The following is a 16,124-nucleotide window of genomic DNA, read 5'->3' on the forward strand; positions in this document are numbered from 1 at the left end:
GTCAGTCATTAAAAAATTACAGGGAAAAATACTCTGCGATCGGGCCCAGTGCCAGTGCCGGGAAATAAGACAAGGCAGTGAGGATAACGATCACCGCGAAGGTCATGGCGCCAAAAGTGAGTGAATCTGTTTTCAGCGTACCGGCGGATTCAGGTATATATTTTTTGGAAGCCATCAAACCCGCAATGGCAACCGGTCCTATGATAGGCAGGAACCTGCCGAGGATCAGTATAAAGCCGGTAGATACATTCCAGAAAACGTTTCCATCTCCTAAACCTTCAAAACCGGAACCATTATTGGCATTGGCAGAAGTATACTCATACAGCATTTCAGAGAAGCCGTGATAGCCGGGGTTATTTAACCAGGCCGATGGCTTCACCGCCCAGTTGGCATCCGGGTGGTGCGACAATACCCACGATGATAAAGCGGTACCAGCCAGTATCAGGAACGGCGACAACAAAGTAATAATAGCAGCAATCTTTACTTCCCGCGCTTCCAGCTTATGTCCCATGAATTCTGGCGTACGGCCTACCATGAGCCCGGATATAAACACCGCGATAATAATAAAGATGTAATAGTTGAGTATCCCTACACCACAACCGCCATAGAAGCAGTTGAGCATCATACCCAGCAGCTGCATCATGCCGGTCATAGGCATGGTGCTATCGTGCCAGCCGCATACAGAACCGGTAGAAATAATAGTGGTTACGGTACTCCAGTATCCCGTGGCGGCGGCTCCAAACCGCACTTCCTTACCTTCCATAGCCCCGGTAGCCTGTTGGATACCCATGTGGGCAATGGCAGGATTACCGGCCATTTCCTGCTGCATGGAAGGGATCAGCAGGCATATCATACCAATGGTCATAATTCCGAAGATGACCATCGCAAATTTCTTTCGTTGTATAAACATCCCCAGTGCAAATACCATTGCGATAGGAATGAGCACCTGTGCTACCATTTCCGTCATCCAGGTAACGTAGTTAGGATTTTCCAGCGGATGAGCGGAGTTAGCGCCAAACCATCCGCCACCGTTGGTACCGAGGTGTTTGATCGCCACAAAGCCCGCTACAGGACCGTGAGAAACGTTCACGGTATCACCCTGCATAGTAACAATGGCTTCCTTGCCGGCGTAGCTGGCAGGCATACCATTGAAAACAAAGATCAGCGCAATCACAATACTTATTGGTAACAGTATACGGGTGATTGTTTTCAGGAAGATATCCCAGAAGTTACCCAGCTTAGTGGTTGTTTTTTCTTTCATGGCTTTGAACACCACAATCAGCGCAGCAATACCGGTAGCGGCACTCACAAACTGCAGGAAGGCCAGTACAAATAATTGGGTGAAATAAGTAACGCCTGTTTCACCGGAATAGTGCTGCAGGTTACAGTTCACCACGAAGCTGATGGCGGTATTAAACGCCAGGTCGGCCGACTGGCCAGGGTTTCCATCCGGGTTCAGCGGCAGCTTGTCCTGGAAAAACAGTGCAAAAAAGGCATATACAAACCATACTAGGTTGATGGTAAGTAATGCCTTCAGGTGCTCTTTCCAGTTCATTTCCTCCTTAGGATTGATACCGGAAATTTTAAAGAAGAGGCGTTCCAGCGGCGCCATAAAATCGGACCAGGTCCGTTCACCCCTGAATACCTTTACAATGTACCTCGACAGTGGCCAGGCCAGTAAAAGCGTAATGCCGTAGGTGGCTATTACGCCTAAGATTTCTGTTGTCATTTCTATAGTCAGTTAAATAAGCTTTGCGTATAGGCGTGGGAGTAAAATCTCCAATCAGAATTTTTCAGGTTTCAACAGTACATAGATCATGTAGCCGAAAACGAAAAGTGATAAAACAAATAATGCATTCATGATAACAAGCGTTTTAGTTAGATCTTTTCGAAATAGTCGACCGATTTGAAGAATACGGCGAAGCAGGCCAATCCTGCCAGCACCAGGAGAATAGTCATCATCATAAAAAGTGTTTTAAATAGCTATAGTTTGTAAATGTTGAATCCGTACGTTCTTCAGTGATAAGGGAAGTAGTTCCTTATGCTTTCCGCAGAGCAGGGGAGAGAGCGTATACATAAACGCGCTTTCGATGGCGTTACGCAGGGCACTGCTCCCATTATGATACAATACAGCGGCCACGTTAAAACAACGTTTCACCTCATGAAGTTGTTCACTCCGGATCATCCGGCCGGTATAATCAGCAAACGTGTGGATCACTTTACTGACAGAACCCTTTACAGGCTGTTGCTGTTCTGCGGGAAATGTTAACCCCGGAATCTGTAAACCTATCAATTGAGAGATTTTTGAGTCTGGTAGCATATGGATCAATTGTTTTGATACAAATAGGGTAATGCCAGCGGAGTGCCAGCATTGAAAAAGAGGCTTTCAAACGAACACAAACGGTTATTAATCAGTATATTAAATAATATTTGAGGAAGATAGGGAGATGCTGTTCATTGGCCAAACCATGCAGAAATGGTAGGGTGTATGCAAAAATGAAAGAGTTTCCAGGGGGGTACCTGTTGGGGATGGAACAAAAAAAAGAGCGGTTTTACTTTCGTAAAACCGCTCCTGTGAATAGTTTATTTCGCCGTTCTAACTGAACAGGTACAATACATCTTCTTTCGTCAGCTTCTTCACAAAACCACTATCGTCAGAAATAATTTCCTTCACCAGTGATTTCTTACGTTCCTGCAACTGTAAGATCTTTTCTTCCACGGTATCCTTACAGATCATGCGGTAAGCAAAGATATTCTTCGTTTGCCCGATACGGTGGGTACGGTCAATAGCCTGTTGCTCTACAGCCGGGTTCCACCACGGATCTACAATATACACATAGTCGGCTGCGGTGAGGTTCAACCCCACACCACCGGCTTTCAGTGAAATGAGGAACACGCGGCATTCGTCGTTGTTCTGGAAGTTCTGAATAGCCTTTTCACGATCAACTGTAGACGTGCTGCCATCAAAATACTCGTATGGTATTTTGAGGTGTTGCATGCGGTCGCGGATTAATCCGAGCATTCCCAGGAACTGGGAGAAGATCAGCACTTTGTGGTTGCCGATGTTTTCAGAGATTTCACGGGTGAGTTCATGCAGCTTCACGGAATGGTTCGGATACTGTTCCGTATCATTCAGGATAGCCGGTGAATCACAAATCTGCCGCAGCTTCATCAAACCTTGCAGGATGGTGAGCTGGGAGCGTTCCATACCCTGATCTTCAATAACACCGAGGATCTTGGAGCGATAGGTATTCCGGTAGGCATCATAAATATGCCGCTGTTCCGCATCCATTTCGCAGAAGATCACGGTTTCTATTTTTTCCGGCAGGTCTTTCGCCACCTGTTCTTTGGTGCGGCGAAGGATAAACGGATAGATCAGTTTACGCAGATGTTCTTTTCTTTCTTCATCCTGGAATTTATCGATCGGCGTAGCAAATTCGTTGCGGAAAAAGTCTACGCTGCCGAGCATGCCTGGGTTCAGGAAGTTCATCTGGGCATAAATATCGAAGGTATTATTCTGCATCGGGGTACCACTCAGCGCCAGCCTGTTCTTTGTTTGAAGCAGCTGTGCAGCTTTGGTTACCTTCGACTGCGGATTTTTGATTGCCTGCGATTCATCAAGGATAACATAATCAAACTCCAGCTTCATCAGCAGTTGAATATCACTGCGGAGAGTACCGTAAGTGGTGATGATGGCATCAAATTTACCCAGTTCTTCAGACGATTTTAATCGCGCAGGACCGTGGTGGATATGATGCCTGATATCAGGCGTAAATTTCCTGATTTCATTTTCCCAGTTATAAATCAGCGTAGTAGGACAAACGATCAGCGCCATTGTTTTACCACCATGCTTATTCTTATAATACTGCAGGAAGGTAAGCGCCTGGATGGTTTTACCCAACCCCATGTCATCTGCGAGGATACCACCCCATTTGATATCATCGAGGTAGTTGAGCCACTGGAAGCCACTTTCCTGGTAAGGGCGCAGGGTTGCCTGCAGGTTCTCCGGCAGGGCAATGTTGCGGATTTCATCGAACTGGAGCAGTTTGCGGCGCTTTTGTTCGAGTTCCAGCACTACGGCATCATCATCAATAAACTCGTAGAGTTCATCGATTACGCTGAAGTTATATTTGCTGAGTTTGAGTCCTTTATCTTTTTCTTCCCCAACTTTAAAGAGCAGGGAATATTTGCGCAGCCATTCTTCCGGCAACAGGCCCAGGGACCCATCTGCCAGCTGAACATAGTTCTGTTTATTGGCCAGCGCATTTTTAATATCCTTGATACTTACTTTCTGATCACCATACAATACTTCGATCTGTGCATCAAACCAATCGATGCCGGAGCTGATCTGTAAATTGGTAACCGGCTTATGCGAGCTGAATTTAAAGTTGCGCAGGTTATCGAATCCGAACACGCGCACGTTCATCTCTTTCAGTGCATCGAAGAACAGGAAGAACCAGTTATTTTTCAGCGCTTCTTTGGCGCGCAGGTAAAAATAATTGTGGTTATCGTGTTGCGCGAAGTTGGTATGTAGGGTGCGGAGTTTATTTACAAAAGTTTCTTCTGCTTCTTTATTCCGGTGGATGATGAGCACTTTATTTCCTTCCTGCACGGTGATCTTGCTCTCATCGTTCCATTCCACTTCCTGGCCGCGGTAAGCAAATCCGGGTTGTATGATAAAGGTTTCGCCCAGTTCTTTCAGGAACACCCGTGGTTCGGGCATTACATCTTTCAGTTCTGCGAGCAATCCTTTATCAAACTGGATATCGTACTGACGGCTCAGCGGCAGCAGGTAATCTTTCAGATAAGCGGGCCAGTCTTTGTTAGCGATGCGCAGCTGACCATTTTGGCGGAAGAGTTCCACGTGCAGGGCATCCTGCGGACTTTCAAACAAATAGATCACCTGTTTGTGCAGGAACAGCAACGGGCTTTCCCATTCGCTTTCAGACACATTTACCAGTTCACCTTCGATGGTCACATAGCAGTTAATGTCTACATGGGTGTCGCCGGTGTTGGTTTTAATAACCAGTTTGAGTCTGTCGGCGCCTATCTGCAGTTGTTGCAGGTTCTTTGTTTTAAATGCCTGCCGGTTGGGCAGTTCAAATACCAGTCCGTGTTCCGCCAGCTGTGGGAACAGTTTGGCGAGTTTAGGATGCAGGTATTCCAGCATCAGTTCTTTTGTTTCGGTAGGAAGTTCTTCTGCATTTTCATGCGTAATATTTTCCCAGATACCGGCAAACGGAGAATTTTTGCTGAGGAACTTGCTGACTTCACTGCCCTGTAATTTTCGTATAGGCGCTATCAGTTCCCGGTCTTTTTCCTTGAACTGGTAGAAGTCAACATATTTGGTAAGATCCAGTTTGCTGGCCAGTGATACGAAGGCGGTTTGCTCTTCATTTATTTCGCCGCTTACCAGGTCTATCTTAAAATACGGGTATAATGTTTCGTTGGCATTAAAAACTGCTGCCAGCCGTTGTGTAATGGTGATGGTTTCTTCCGGGGGCGGGGGAGCCGTAACCGGCTGCCTGCTGCCTGCGGCGGCGCCATCTACCCGTTTGATGCTGGGGTCCAGTACACGTAAAAACGGTTTGCCATCCATGTAGGAGAAGGCAAACTTTCCGTCCAGGTCGTCGGTAAGGGAATAGCCGTATAAGGATAGCAGCTTATTCTTTTCCTTGTCCCAGTTGCGGAGGGTATCGAAATAGAACGGACCGTTTTTCTGCAGGAGTTGCAGGAACAGGGCTGTTTTATGCACGCATAGTGCGTGTTCTGTTTCATCGCAGGTGCAATGTGTATCAAAAAACCGTTCTTCGTTCCGTTGAATGATCAGCGGGAATTCTTCTCCATTAACTTTCAGCAGGGCTTCTACCTTCTCATCTTTGGCCAGGCTTATTTTGGCGGGATGTTTTTTGGCAATTTCCTCTGCTTCGGCCAGTATAGCACCGGAGGTGAGCAGTTTAATGGATTTTATATCGATAGACTTCATTTTAATCAGCGTATGCTGCTGATCAAACTGTGTGTCGAAGCTCTCGAAATGATTTTTGTCCAGCATTTCCTGGAGCTGGAACAGTGCTGCGGCCTCGTGCCGGCAGATGTCGCCCAGGTTGTAAGGGCATTGGCACCGGATGGACATACCGGTAGTTTCTCCATACTTGTTGATGGAAACACGGTAATAATTGGCATGTGTGTCGCTCTTAACGCGGAAGGTAGCTGTTTTCAGCACCGGGTCTGCCTCGATGAGTTCAACGCCCCCGGCCGAAAAAATACGCTTCCCCCTGCGGATCACTTCATCAGTGCCGTTGTTGTAAACATATTTTAGCAAATGGGGTAGCGACATACTATACGTTGTTGCCCGCTTTTTATTATCAGCAAAAGGGTTACTAGATATATCAAAAAAACTTAACAGCTGATAAAAAGGCAATCCACAAAAGTAAGCAGAAAATTTCTAATAACCCGCGGCTCACTCATTAACAACCCGTTAACCGCTCTCCGTTTGCTATGGCGGTGTAACGCGTATTTTTCAACATAATTTTTTTTAAATATAGAAGCCTGTTTATCAACCATTTACCGGATACGTTTCCGGTATCTTTCCAGGGAAAAATCCACGGCCTCCCTGGCGCCTGTTTTAATATATTTTCCAAAAGCACCATACATCGCATCATAGTTCAGCGGTTTTATAGCATCATGCAGGGTATTAATTTCGGTGGCGGATAACGGAATATTATTCGGATAACTGTACATCACCGATACTGTTTTCCTGTCAGAAGATACCTGTATAACGTCACCCACCAGTAAACAACCCTTTCCCTCCGGGGAATACAACACATTTCCACCGTCGAAATGCCCGCCGCATAATACCAGCCGGATATCGTCCCACAGCGGCAGTTCATGGCCCGCCCATAATTTAATCACGTCGTCGTGGCGCTGCAGCCATTGGGCATCCAGCTGATGTACATAAACGGGGATATTGCCAAATGCATGACTCCATTCCACAATGGTGGAAAAATAATGCGGATGGGAGAGGGCAATAGCTTTGATGCCGCCCAGTTTCTCAATAATATTTATCGTAGAGGCGTCGAGGTTAGTAATGCAATCCCAGAGGATATTCCCGGACGGAGTGATCAGTAAATGCGCCCGTTGCCCGATGGCAAAATCCGGTGTTGTGTAAATGGCGTAAAGATTAGGCGCCACCATTTCTATAATGTTCCGGTGGGCATTCTGCACCTGTTCCAGGGTGGTCCAGCTTTGTCCGCCTGGATTTACATACTGTCGCTCATCTTCACAGATGGGGCATTGCGCCGGCGGGTTGTCTGTTGCATCATATTGCACCCCGCAGGTGCTACAGATATAGTGTGTCATGTTATCATCTTTAGAAAACAGAATATAGGATTTTTTGGGCAAAGGGGGCAAGTTCAGTATAACATGGTGAGCGGAGAAATCGCCTTCGGCGATGTAAATTGTCCTGGAGCAGGATTACGCTGATTTTACGGATTAGCTTTGTGTAATTTTGGAAGGATTTTGGGAGATGAATGCACTGGCCAGATCTTAATTGAGTATTCAGTATTTTCTCTGGAAAATTGATTTATTTTTAGGTTTTTATAAGCTCTTCGGAAAATTCAGTAGAGATTAAAGAGTTTTCACCATCACTATTCCTTAAATAATTTAAAAAGGTGAGTGGTATTAACAACAATGATTTATTGAATGCTGCTCACTCACTTTTACCGGTTTGTCAGCATGCTGTTTCACTAATATGGCAGTACCCCTATAAACACCCTGCCGCTTTTCGTCTGTAACGCCCCGTGGTAGAGGGTTACATGATCAAGTCCACGTCCCCTCCACGTCCCCTCCGGTACATCTCCATGTATTAAGCATGTGCTAAGCATATGCTAAGTATAAATGAAGCATTTCCCAGGCAATCTTTAAGTAATCTTTATTCAACCCCTGTTATCCCCACCAATCTCCCCAAATCACAAAAAACTAATCTGTAAAATCGGCGTAATCCCGGGTAAGACAACCTCCGCTCACCCGGCAATGAGTTCTCCATCTCTGAACAGGGGCAGTACATTGGCGCCATCCGGAGTAAGACAGTAATGAATATCTTTTTCCAGGCCATACTGCGCGAGGCGCTTGTAGTGGGAGGCCTGTTTCATAAAGGTATAGATGTCGTGTTTAGCAGAATGGTAAAGCGTTTCCGCAGCAATGGCGGAGTCGCAGTTTACATCAAAGTGTTCTTTGATGCGGCTTACCACGGCGCCGGCAAACAAGGTATCTTCCATGTTTACACGATCCTTCCAGGCTGCGCAACCAAGGATTACATTCTGGTTTTGTGCAACCAGGTAATCGCAAACAGCGCTGATGTTGGGGAAGGAGCCGGTGATAATTTGTATGGCGTCTTTAGCCATGTGGAGTAATTTGGTGCCGTTGGTAGTGGTGAGCACCAGCGTTTTATTTTCCACGAACTCGCGCGGGTATTCAAAGGGAGAATTGCCATATGCCAGTCCTTCTGCTATCCGGCCATCTCTTTCGCCGGCGGTGATACCACTGATGGCACGGCCGATGTTCACACATTCTTCTACACTGGCTACCGGTATTACACGGGAAGCGCCGTTGTACAGGGCGGTGCAAATGGTAGAAGTAGCGCGTAGTACATCTATGATAACTACGATACTGTTTTTTACATCAAACAAATGTAATAATGCCGGAGATAAACACACTTCCAGGCTGGGTTTGTTGCTATCTGTCATTCAGTTGCGTTTTGCTTTAATCAAGGATTACCCTCCACTTTTCACTCTCTGCATAATCCTTAATGGTATTATTTCTTTCCTGCAGGAGCCTGGTCATATATTTTTGCAGGTAGAGCCGCTCAAATACTTTTCCGAACCAGCCATAAGGGGTGCCAAAGTCCATGATATCAATCATCACGGTGGCATTCTCTATTGCTTTAAAATAATGTTCATGATTCATATGGGTAAAATCCCCGTCGGTCATCTCATCTGTAAAAGACTCGTTTTGACGCATGGCGGTGATTTTAGTGGTCAGTTCCCTCATTTTTCCCAGGTGCTTTGCTCTCCAGGTCACTGTTTCATTATAGGATATCAGGCCGTTGGTGCGACCTTTTATCGCATCTTCCTGCCGGTGCGACATACTTCGCTTGTGCAGTGTAATGCTCCTGCTCAGGTCGTAGACCCGCTCCAGGGGGGCATAGATAACGGTAGTTAAATGAATAGTAGGCATAGATATGGTAATAAAATATAAAAATTCCGGTGCACCGAAAACTTTCCAGGCACCGAAATTAACAACTTTAACCGGCTATTCATACATATTCCTAGCTGAGGAAAGGCACTTTTACCACTTTTGCTTTCAGGGCCTTATCTCTTACCGCAATAAAAATTTCTGTATCCTGCGCTGCAAAAGCCGTTTTCACATAGCCAAGCCCGATAGCCTTCTGCATAGAGGGCGACTGTGTACCGGAAGTTACGCGGCCAATTACATTGCCTGCAGCATCCTTGATTTCGTAGTCGTGACGGGGAATGCCTTTATCTATCATTTCAAAGCCTACCAGTTTTTTGGTAACGCCTTCTGCTTTTTGTTTTGCGAATAACTCGCTGGAGGTAAATGGCTTGGTGAATTTGGTAATCCATCCCAGGCCGGCTTCCATCGGGGAAGTGGTATCGTCGATATCATTTCCATAAAGACAGAATCCCATTTCCAGGCGAAGGGTATCGCGTGCGCCTAAACCGATAGGTTTCAGGCCCTTTGGAGTGCCTTCAGCAAAGATGGCATCCCATATTTTATCGGCTGCTCCATCGGTATCTTCAAAATAAATTTCAATACCGCCTGCGCCGGTGTAGCCGGTGGCGCTGATCACTACATTCGGTACGCCTGCAAAGGTTCCTTTGGCGAAGGTGTAGTACTTCATGTTTACCAGGTCTACTTCTGTGAGCGGCTGGAGAATGCTGGTAGCATTGGGGCCCTGGATAGCGAGCAAACAGGTTTTATCGGAAATGTTGTGCATTTCCACTCCTTTGGTGTTGAACTGGGAGATCCAGTTCCAGTCTTTTTCAATATTGCTGGCGTTTACCACCAGCATGTATACTTTATTTTCTTCAATGCAATAAACGAGCAGATCATCTACAATACCGCCCTCGTTGTTTGGCAGGCAGCTGTACTGCGCTTTTCCGGCAGTGAGCTTGGAGGCGTCATTGCTGGTAACACGCTGAATCAGGTCCAGCGCATTTTCACCCTTTAAAATAAATTCGCCCATGTGGCTTACATCAAACACGCCGGCGTTGGTGCGTACCGCCTGATGCTCATCGTTAATACCAGTATAGGAAATAGGCATGTTGTAACCCGCAAAGGCAGCCATCTTGGCGCCCAGCGCAATGTGTTTCTCTGTAAAAGGCGTGTTTTTCATACTTTGTTTTTAAAACGGGGCAAAAATAGCGATTTGGAAATTATGAACGACCAACATAAAACGGCGTATGACTGTTTTAAGACGAAAGGCATACATTATAAATACTTAAAATACAATGATATAGTCAAAAGAATTAGGGGCCAATGCGCTTTGGGCCGTCCGTAATTCGTAATTTTGCTGCAACACCCAAAACAGATTCGCTGTGAAAAAGAAAACCTGGCTGTTACCATTGGTAGTTGTAACCATACACGTTCACGCCCAGAAAAAGGAAGACCGCAAAACAATTGGTAACCTGCAAACGCACATCAGTTACCTGAGCAGCGATAAGCTGGAAGGCCGCAGCACCGGAGCTCCCGGCGAACAGCTGGCTGCCACCTACCTCTCTGCACAAATGCAGAAAATGGGGCTGACTCCTATGGGCGAAGATGGTTTTTTACAGGCATTTACCGTAAAGGAAACCCGTGAGCCATCGGCAGACTGCCAGATGACCATTGGCGGAAGCAAACTGGAAGCGGGCAAACAATTTGTGCCACTGCCCTTCAGCGCCGGCAAATCGGCCAAAGGAGAAGCCATTCCCGGGGTGAACGAACCGGATAACATCTGGCTGATCAACGTAGCCGAACTGGATACCGACAGCCGCAAAAGCATGACAGATCAGTATTTACAGCAAACACAGACCGCCGAAAAATCCGGCGCCACCGGTGTGGTATTTTATAACGGCAGGGAAACAGCAGCCGAAGTCATGAAATGGCTGGCCGAACGCCCAAAAGCCGTAGGCATCCCCGCTGTATGGCTCAATGCCGATGTCAGCAAAAAACTGAGTGCCGATGATGCGGATGGATTTCCCATCCACATGCAGGTAGCCTTCAAAGCCATTAAACGTAATGGCACCAACGTAATCGGCTATATCAACAACAAAGCCCCCAGAACCATTGTAATTGGCGCGCATTACGACTACCGCGGCTGGGAAACCACCGACAAAACAGAGGACAATGCCAGCGGCACCGCCGCCATGCTGGAAATAGCCCGCTTACTGAAAGGCTCCCGTCTTCATAACAACAATTATATTATCATCGCCTTTTCGGGAAAAGAACAGGGATTATCCGGCTCTTCCTACTTTGCTTCCCACAGCACCGTAGACCTTTCACAGGTGAACTACATGATTAATATGGATGGTATCGGCACCCTGAACCCGGGTACTGCATTACAGATCGGCGGTACAGGCACTTCCCCAGGCTGGTCGGCCATCATCCAGGAAGCCGCTTCCAAAGAGCTGCCACTGGTATACGATTCCAGCGGTATCAGCAACTCTGATCATGCATCTTTCTACAAAAAAAATATACCGGTACTCTACTTCTGCAAAAACACCTCCGCCTCCGCAGACAAAGTGAACTACGACGGCACCCTGCATGTATTGAAGCTGGTGTATAACATCATCGACAAAACAAATAACAGGGATAAACTCGCCTTCAGCAGCATCCAGTGAGGTGCCCGAATTAAGATCGCTTCAAAATTTGCGGGTTACATATAAGTGCGAAATGTATATTTTCGCGTAAATACGTCATTCGTAAAATTCAATTTATCCCTTTAAATGGACGAGAAACTGGCGCTTATATACCGGTATTTCCAGCTGCTGGAGAGCTTTTCAGCAGATCCCGTTGAATTTGCCAGGATCTTTCATCCAAATATTATTCAGACTGAATATCCAAACCAGCTCTCGAATGAAATTAAACAACGGAACTTTGAGATCATGCTGGAAAGCATGGCTACCAATAAAATAATTTTGAAATCGCAGCACTTCAGCGTGCTGAAAGTAGTGGAATCGGGAAATACCCTGGTGGTAGAAGCCAAATGGACAGGGGAAATAGGTGTGGATGCCGGCCATTTCCGCCGGGGACAAATAATGAAAGCATTCATTTGCACTATCATAGAATTCCGCGACGGGAAAATTTACCGGCAACGCAACTATGATTGTTACGAACATTAAAGCTATGAGATCATGAAAAAAATATTATCACTCCTGGGCATTTCCCTGTTGCTGTTTGCCTGTAACCCTACCCGTAACGATGAGCGCACCACCGACAGATCGGCCTACGACGTTATCACCGAAAAATGCTACGTGTACCGCGAATTCAAGCCAGCCTCCAACCCGCTGACAGATTCCGTGCTGCAACTGAGAAAGGAACTGACCGACTACCTGGATCAGCACCAGTACACAAGACACATGGCAGGAAACGACAGTTTGCTTTTCCGCCGCGAAAACGGCCAGGAAGTGATCATTGAACTGCCCACCCCACAGGATATCTGGGAACAAAGCACGATCATCGTTTTTGATCCGCAGAAAAATCCTTTGTTCGTAAATTTACACAAAGACACTACCCAACTGGAACATTACATTCAAGCAAAATAATCAGATAAGAGTTTGCCGATCATACAAAACATCAGACTAACGGTAGATGCAGTAGTATTTGGATATATTCCCAAAGAAGGCATCGTGGTGCTGCTGATCAAGCGTACCATAGAGCCCTACCTGCACAGCTGGGCCCTGCCCGGCGGCTTTGTGCTGGACGATGAAGCGCTGGAAACAGCCGTTACCCGCGAACTGCTTACGGAAGCCGGCGTAAATATCAACTACCTCGAACAACTGTATACTTTTGGTTTACCCGGCCGCGATCCGCGCGGAAGGGTAGTGTCCATCGCTTACTTCGGACTGGTAAACCCCACCAATTTTAAACTGGCCGCCAGCTCCGACGCCGAAGACGCCAAATGGTTTAATATCAAAGACCTGCCCACGCTGGCCTTTGACCATGCCGCCATTATCAACATCGCCGTACAACGCCTCCGCAGCAAGATCCGCTACGAGCCTATCGGCTTTGAACTGCTGGATAATAAATTCCCGATCGCCGACCTGGAAAAACTCTACGAAACATTGCTGGACCGGCCTATCGACCGCCGCAATTTCCAGAAGAAGATCAATCATCTTGGAATACTGATTGCCCATAACGAAAAACAGAAACAGGTATCGCAGGGAAGACCCGCGAAGCTGTTCAGCTTTGATGAGGCCCGGTATTTTAAGCTGAAGAAAGAAGGAATGACGTTTGAAATATAAATGATAAGGCCGGCCGGGTGCGTTCCTGCCGGCCAAAACTCCCGCTACCGGCGATTCCCCCACATGCCATTTTCCCTTTAATAATCCCTATATTAATATCCTGTAGCAAACCGCCTTTCCTATTTTGTGTACTTTTTACAAGAAATATTTTGGAAATACAAAAACGGTTTCTATATTTGTGTAACAATTACACAAAATAGCTCGGATATGCAAAACACAAAGCCCACAGGAGTTATTATCGCCCGGTTCCAAACGCCTTCTCTTCATGAAGGGCACCTGGAACTCATCCGCCAGGTGAAACAGAAACACAATCGTGTACTCATCATACTTGGCGTAAGCCCGGTGAGAGGCAGCCGCAAAAATCCACTGGATTACTATACCCGCGAACGGATGATCAAACAATCCTTTCCGGAAATCATTGTACTGCCCCTGAGCGATCAGAAAAGCGATGAAGTATGGTCACAGAAACTGGATGAACTGCTCAGCAACAACTTCCCCCACGAAAGCTTTTTATTGTACGGCAGCCGCAACAGCTTTATGGATACCTACTCCGGTAAATATAAAACCGAAGCCCTGCCACCGGTGCAGGATTATAACGCCACCGCCATGCGGGAAGCGATATCTGATAAAGTGTTTGATACGGAAGAATTCCGTGCCGGTATCATCTACAATACTTACAATCTCTTTCCTTCTGTATATGCCACAGTAGATATTGCCCTGTTCAGGAATGATAAGAAAGAACTGCTGCTGGGCCGTAAGCCAAACGAAAACGTATGGCGCCTCCCCGGCGGTTTCTCCGACCCAACAGACGACAACTTTGAAATGGCCGCCGCCAGGGAATTACAGGAAGAATGCGGCGCCGTGGAAACCGGTCCCATGCAATACGTGGCTTCTCTCAGGGTAAACGACTGGCGCTATCGCAGCGAAGTAAACAAGATCATCACCACGTTATTCAGCACCGACCTGGTATACGGCGAACCTGCCGCTGGCGACGATTTGCAGGAAATCCGCTGGATAACGGTAACGGATATACCCGATTTAATTGCCAAAGGAGAGATCAATGATACACATATTCCCTTACTGGCGAAACTGACCGAAAAATATATTGACTAAGACTAAAACTATTGAGATATGACAAAGGAAAACCTCATCCTCCTGGCCGATGCTTACAAATACTCCCACCATAAACTGTACATTCCCGGTACACAATTCATCTACTCTTACCTGGAAAGCCGGGGCGGCAAATTTGAAGAAACTGTTTTCTATGGCTTACAATATTTTCTGAAAGAATATCTGAGCGGTGTAGTATTCACCAAAGAAAAACTGGACGAGGCCGAAACCATCCTCACAGAAGTATTTGGCCGGAAAGATGTATTTGACCGCAGCCGCTTTGAATATATCATAGATAAATACGGCGGTAAACTGCCTGTTCGCATCAAAGCCGTAGCAGAAGGCACGGTGGTGCCTGTACGAAATGTGCTGATGACCATAGAAAATACCGACCCCGAATGTTTCTGGCTCACCAACTTCCTCGAAACATTACTGATGCAGGTGTGGTACCCTTGCACTGTGGCTTCTGTATCCCGGGAAATAAAAAAAGTAGTAAAGAAATATTATGAAGAAACGGCCAGCGCAGCGGCCTTTGGAGGCATCGACTTTGTGCTGAACGACTTTGGATTCCGTGGCGCCAGCTCAGTTGAAAGCGCCGGCATCGGCGGAAGCGCCCACCTGGTAAACTTTGCAGGCAGCGATACCATCCCCGGTTCCGTATTTGCAAAGAAATATTACGATGCGCCTGTTGCACCCGGCTTATCCATCCCTGCTACCGAACACTCTGTGGTAACGCTTCTTGGAGAAGAAGGGGAGCTGGAAATATTCAAACACATACTGGATAGTTATCCTACCGGCACCATTGCCTGCGTATCCGACTCCTACAATATTTTCAGAGCCTGTGAAGAATACTGGGGCACTGCGTTAAAAGAACAGATCCTGAAAAGAGACGGCACACTGGTAATCCGCCCTGATAGCGGAGATCCGGTACAAACCCTGCTCCGTATCTTTACCATTCTCATGGATAAATTCGGCTACACCACCAACGAAAAAGGATTTAAAGTGCTGCCTCCGCAGGTACGGGTAATCCAGGGTGACGGCATCAGCTATTCTTCTATTCCCGGCATACTGGAAGCATTAAAACAAGCCAGTATCAGTGCGGAAAACCTGGTACTCGGTATGGGCGGCGCCTTACTGCAACGCGTAAACCGCGACACGCAGGAATTTGCCCTCAAATGCGCTTACGCAGTTGTAAACGGGGAAGCCATCAACGTTCAAAAGATGCCTGTAGAGCTGGATGCCACCGGCCAGTTACGCACTTCTTTCAAAAAATCAAAAGCCGGAAAACTCAGGCTCATTAAAGATAATAATACCTTCAAAACCGTATCTGAAGAGGACGCGCCAGCATCTGCCGACCTGTTACAGACCGTGTTTGAAAATGGTGAAGTAACGCTTAGTTACACCTTTGATGAAGTGAAAAAAACCGCAGCACTATAAATTATTCTTATTTCTTCCAACCGTGTTTACCTCAGGAGGGTGTATCAGATCTAC

At 46.7% G+C, this 16,124-nt stretch carries 13 protein-coding genes; 6 read left to right on the top strand and 7 right to left on the bottom strand.

Annotated elements, in window-relative coordinates:
* Positions 1-16: 16 nt before the first annotated feature.
* The 7 genes from kdpA to gcvT form a co-directional block, all read right to left on the bottom strand.
* The gene (gene kdpA / locus V7S65_RS21065; RefSeq protein WP_079471641.1) at positions 17-1,729 is read right to left on the bottom strand and encodes a potassium-transporting ATPase subunit KdpA; all 1,713 of its coding nucleotides are present in this window, start codon (positions 1,727-1,729) and stop codon (positions 17-19) included.
* 246 nt (positions 1,730-1,975) lie between these two features.
* Positions 1,976-2,320 (bottom strand): DUF7674 family protein, encoded by a 345-nt coding sequence (locus V7S65_RS21070; RefSeq protein WP_336387723.1) that lies wholly within the window; start codon positions 2,318-2,320, stop codon positions 1,976-1,978.
* A gap of 276 nt (positions 2,321-2,596) precedes the next feature.
* Positions 2,597-6,337 carry an SNF2-related protein gene (locus tag V7S65_RS21075; RefSeq protein ID WP_336387722.1) on the bottom strand — a complete coding sequence of 1,247 codons (3,741 nt, stop codon included), beginning with the start codon at positions 6,335-6,337 and terminating at the stop codon, positions 2,597-2,599.
* Positions 6,338-6,564: 227 nt separating this feature from the next.
* The gene (locus V7S65_RS21080) at positions 6,565-7,359 is read right to left on the bottom strand and encodes an MBL fold metallo-hydrolase (protein ID WP_111577137.1); all 795 of its coding nucleotides are present in this window, start codon (positions 7,357-7,359) and stop codon (positions 6,565-6,567) included.
* A gap of 662 nt (positions 7,360-8,021) precedes the next feature.
* Positions 8,022-8,744 carry a 2-phosphosulfolactate phosphatase gene (locus V7S65_RS21085; RefSeq protein ID WP_079471637.1) on the bottom strand — a complete coding sequence of 241 codons (723 nt, stop codon included), beginning with the start codon at positions 8,742-8,744 and terminating at the stop codon, positions 8,022-8,024.
* A gap of 16 nt (positions 8,745-8,760) precedes the next feature.
* A complete protein-coding gene (locus V7S65_RS21090; protein ID WP_079471636.1) occupies positions 8,761-9,234 on the bottom strand; it encodes an SRPBCC family protein in 474 nt (157 codons plus the stop codon).
* A gap of 91 nt (positions 9,235-9,325) precedes the next feature.
* The gene (gcvT, locus tag V7S65_RS21095) at positions 9,326-10,414 is read right to left on the bottom strand and encodes a glycine cleavage system aminomethyltransferase GcvT (protein WP_336387721.1); all 1,089 of its coding nucleotides are present in this window, start codon (positions 10,412-10,414) and stop codon (positions 9,326-9,328) included.
* 202 nt (positions 10,415-10,616) lie between these two features.
* Between gcvT and V7S65_RS21100 the strand changes: the two genes are divergently transcribed.
* From V7S65_RS21100 to V7S65_RS21125, 6 genes are all read left to right on the top strand, one after another.
* Complete coding sequence (locus V7S65_RS21100; RefSeq protein WP_111577138.1) at positions 10,617-11,900, top strand: M28 family peptidase; 1,284 nt, start codon at positions 10,617-10,619, stop codon at positions 11,898-11,900.
* A gap of 105 nt (positions 11,901-12,005) precedes the next feature.
* Positions 12,006-12,401, top strand: a complete 396-nt coding sequence (locus V7S65_RS21105) for a nuclear transport factor 2 family protein (protein WP_079471633.1) — start codon at positions 12,006-12,008, stop codon at positions 12,399-12,401.
* Positions 12,402-12,413: 12 nt separating this feature from the next.
* Positions 12,414-12,824 carry a hypothetical protein gene (locus V7S65_RS21110; RefSeq protein WP_336387720.1) on the top strand — a complete coding sequence of 137 codons (411 nt, stop codon included), beginning with the start codon at positions 12,414-12,416 and terminating at the stop codon, positions 12,822-12,824.
* A gap of 12 nt (positions 12,825-12,836) precedes the next feature.
* A complete protein-coding gene (locus V7S65_RS21115; RefSeq protein ID WP_111577140.1) occupies positions 12,837-13,523 on the top strand; it encodes an NUDIX hydrolase in 687 nt (228 codons plus the stop codon).
* Between the two features lie 207 nt (positions 13,524-13,730).
* Positions 13,731-14,636, top strand: a complete 906-nt coding sequence (locus V7S65_RS21120; RefSeq protein ID WP_079471631.1) for an NUDIX domain-containing protein — start codon at positions 13,731-13,733, stop codon at positions 14,634-14,636.
* An 18-nt stretch (positions 14,637-14,654) separates the two neighbouring features.
* A complete protein-coding gene (locus tag V7S65_RS21125) occupies positions 14,655-16,070 on the top strand; it encodes a nicotinate phosphoribosyltransferase (RefSeq protein ID WP_336387719.1) in 1,416 nt (471 codons plus the stop codon).
* The last annotated feature ends 54 nt before the right edge of the window (positions 16,071-16,124 follow it).

The sequence above is a fragment of the Chitinophaga sp. CCNWYY40 genome (assembly GCF_037483205.1).
GTDB lineage: Bacteria > Bacteroidota > Bacteroidia > Chitinophagales > Chitinophagaceae > Chitinophaga > Chitinophaga ginsengisegetis.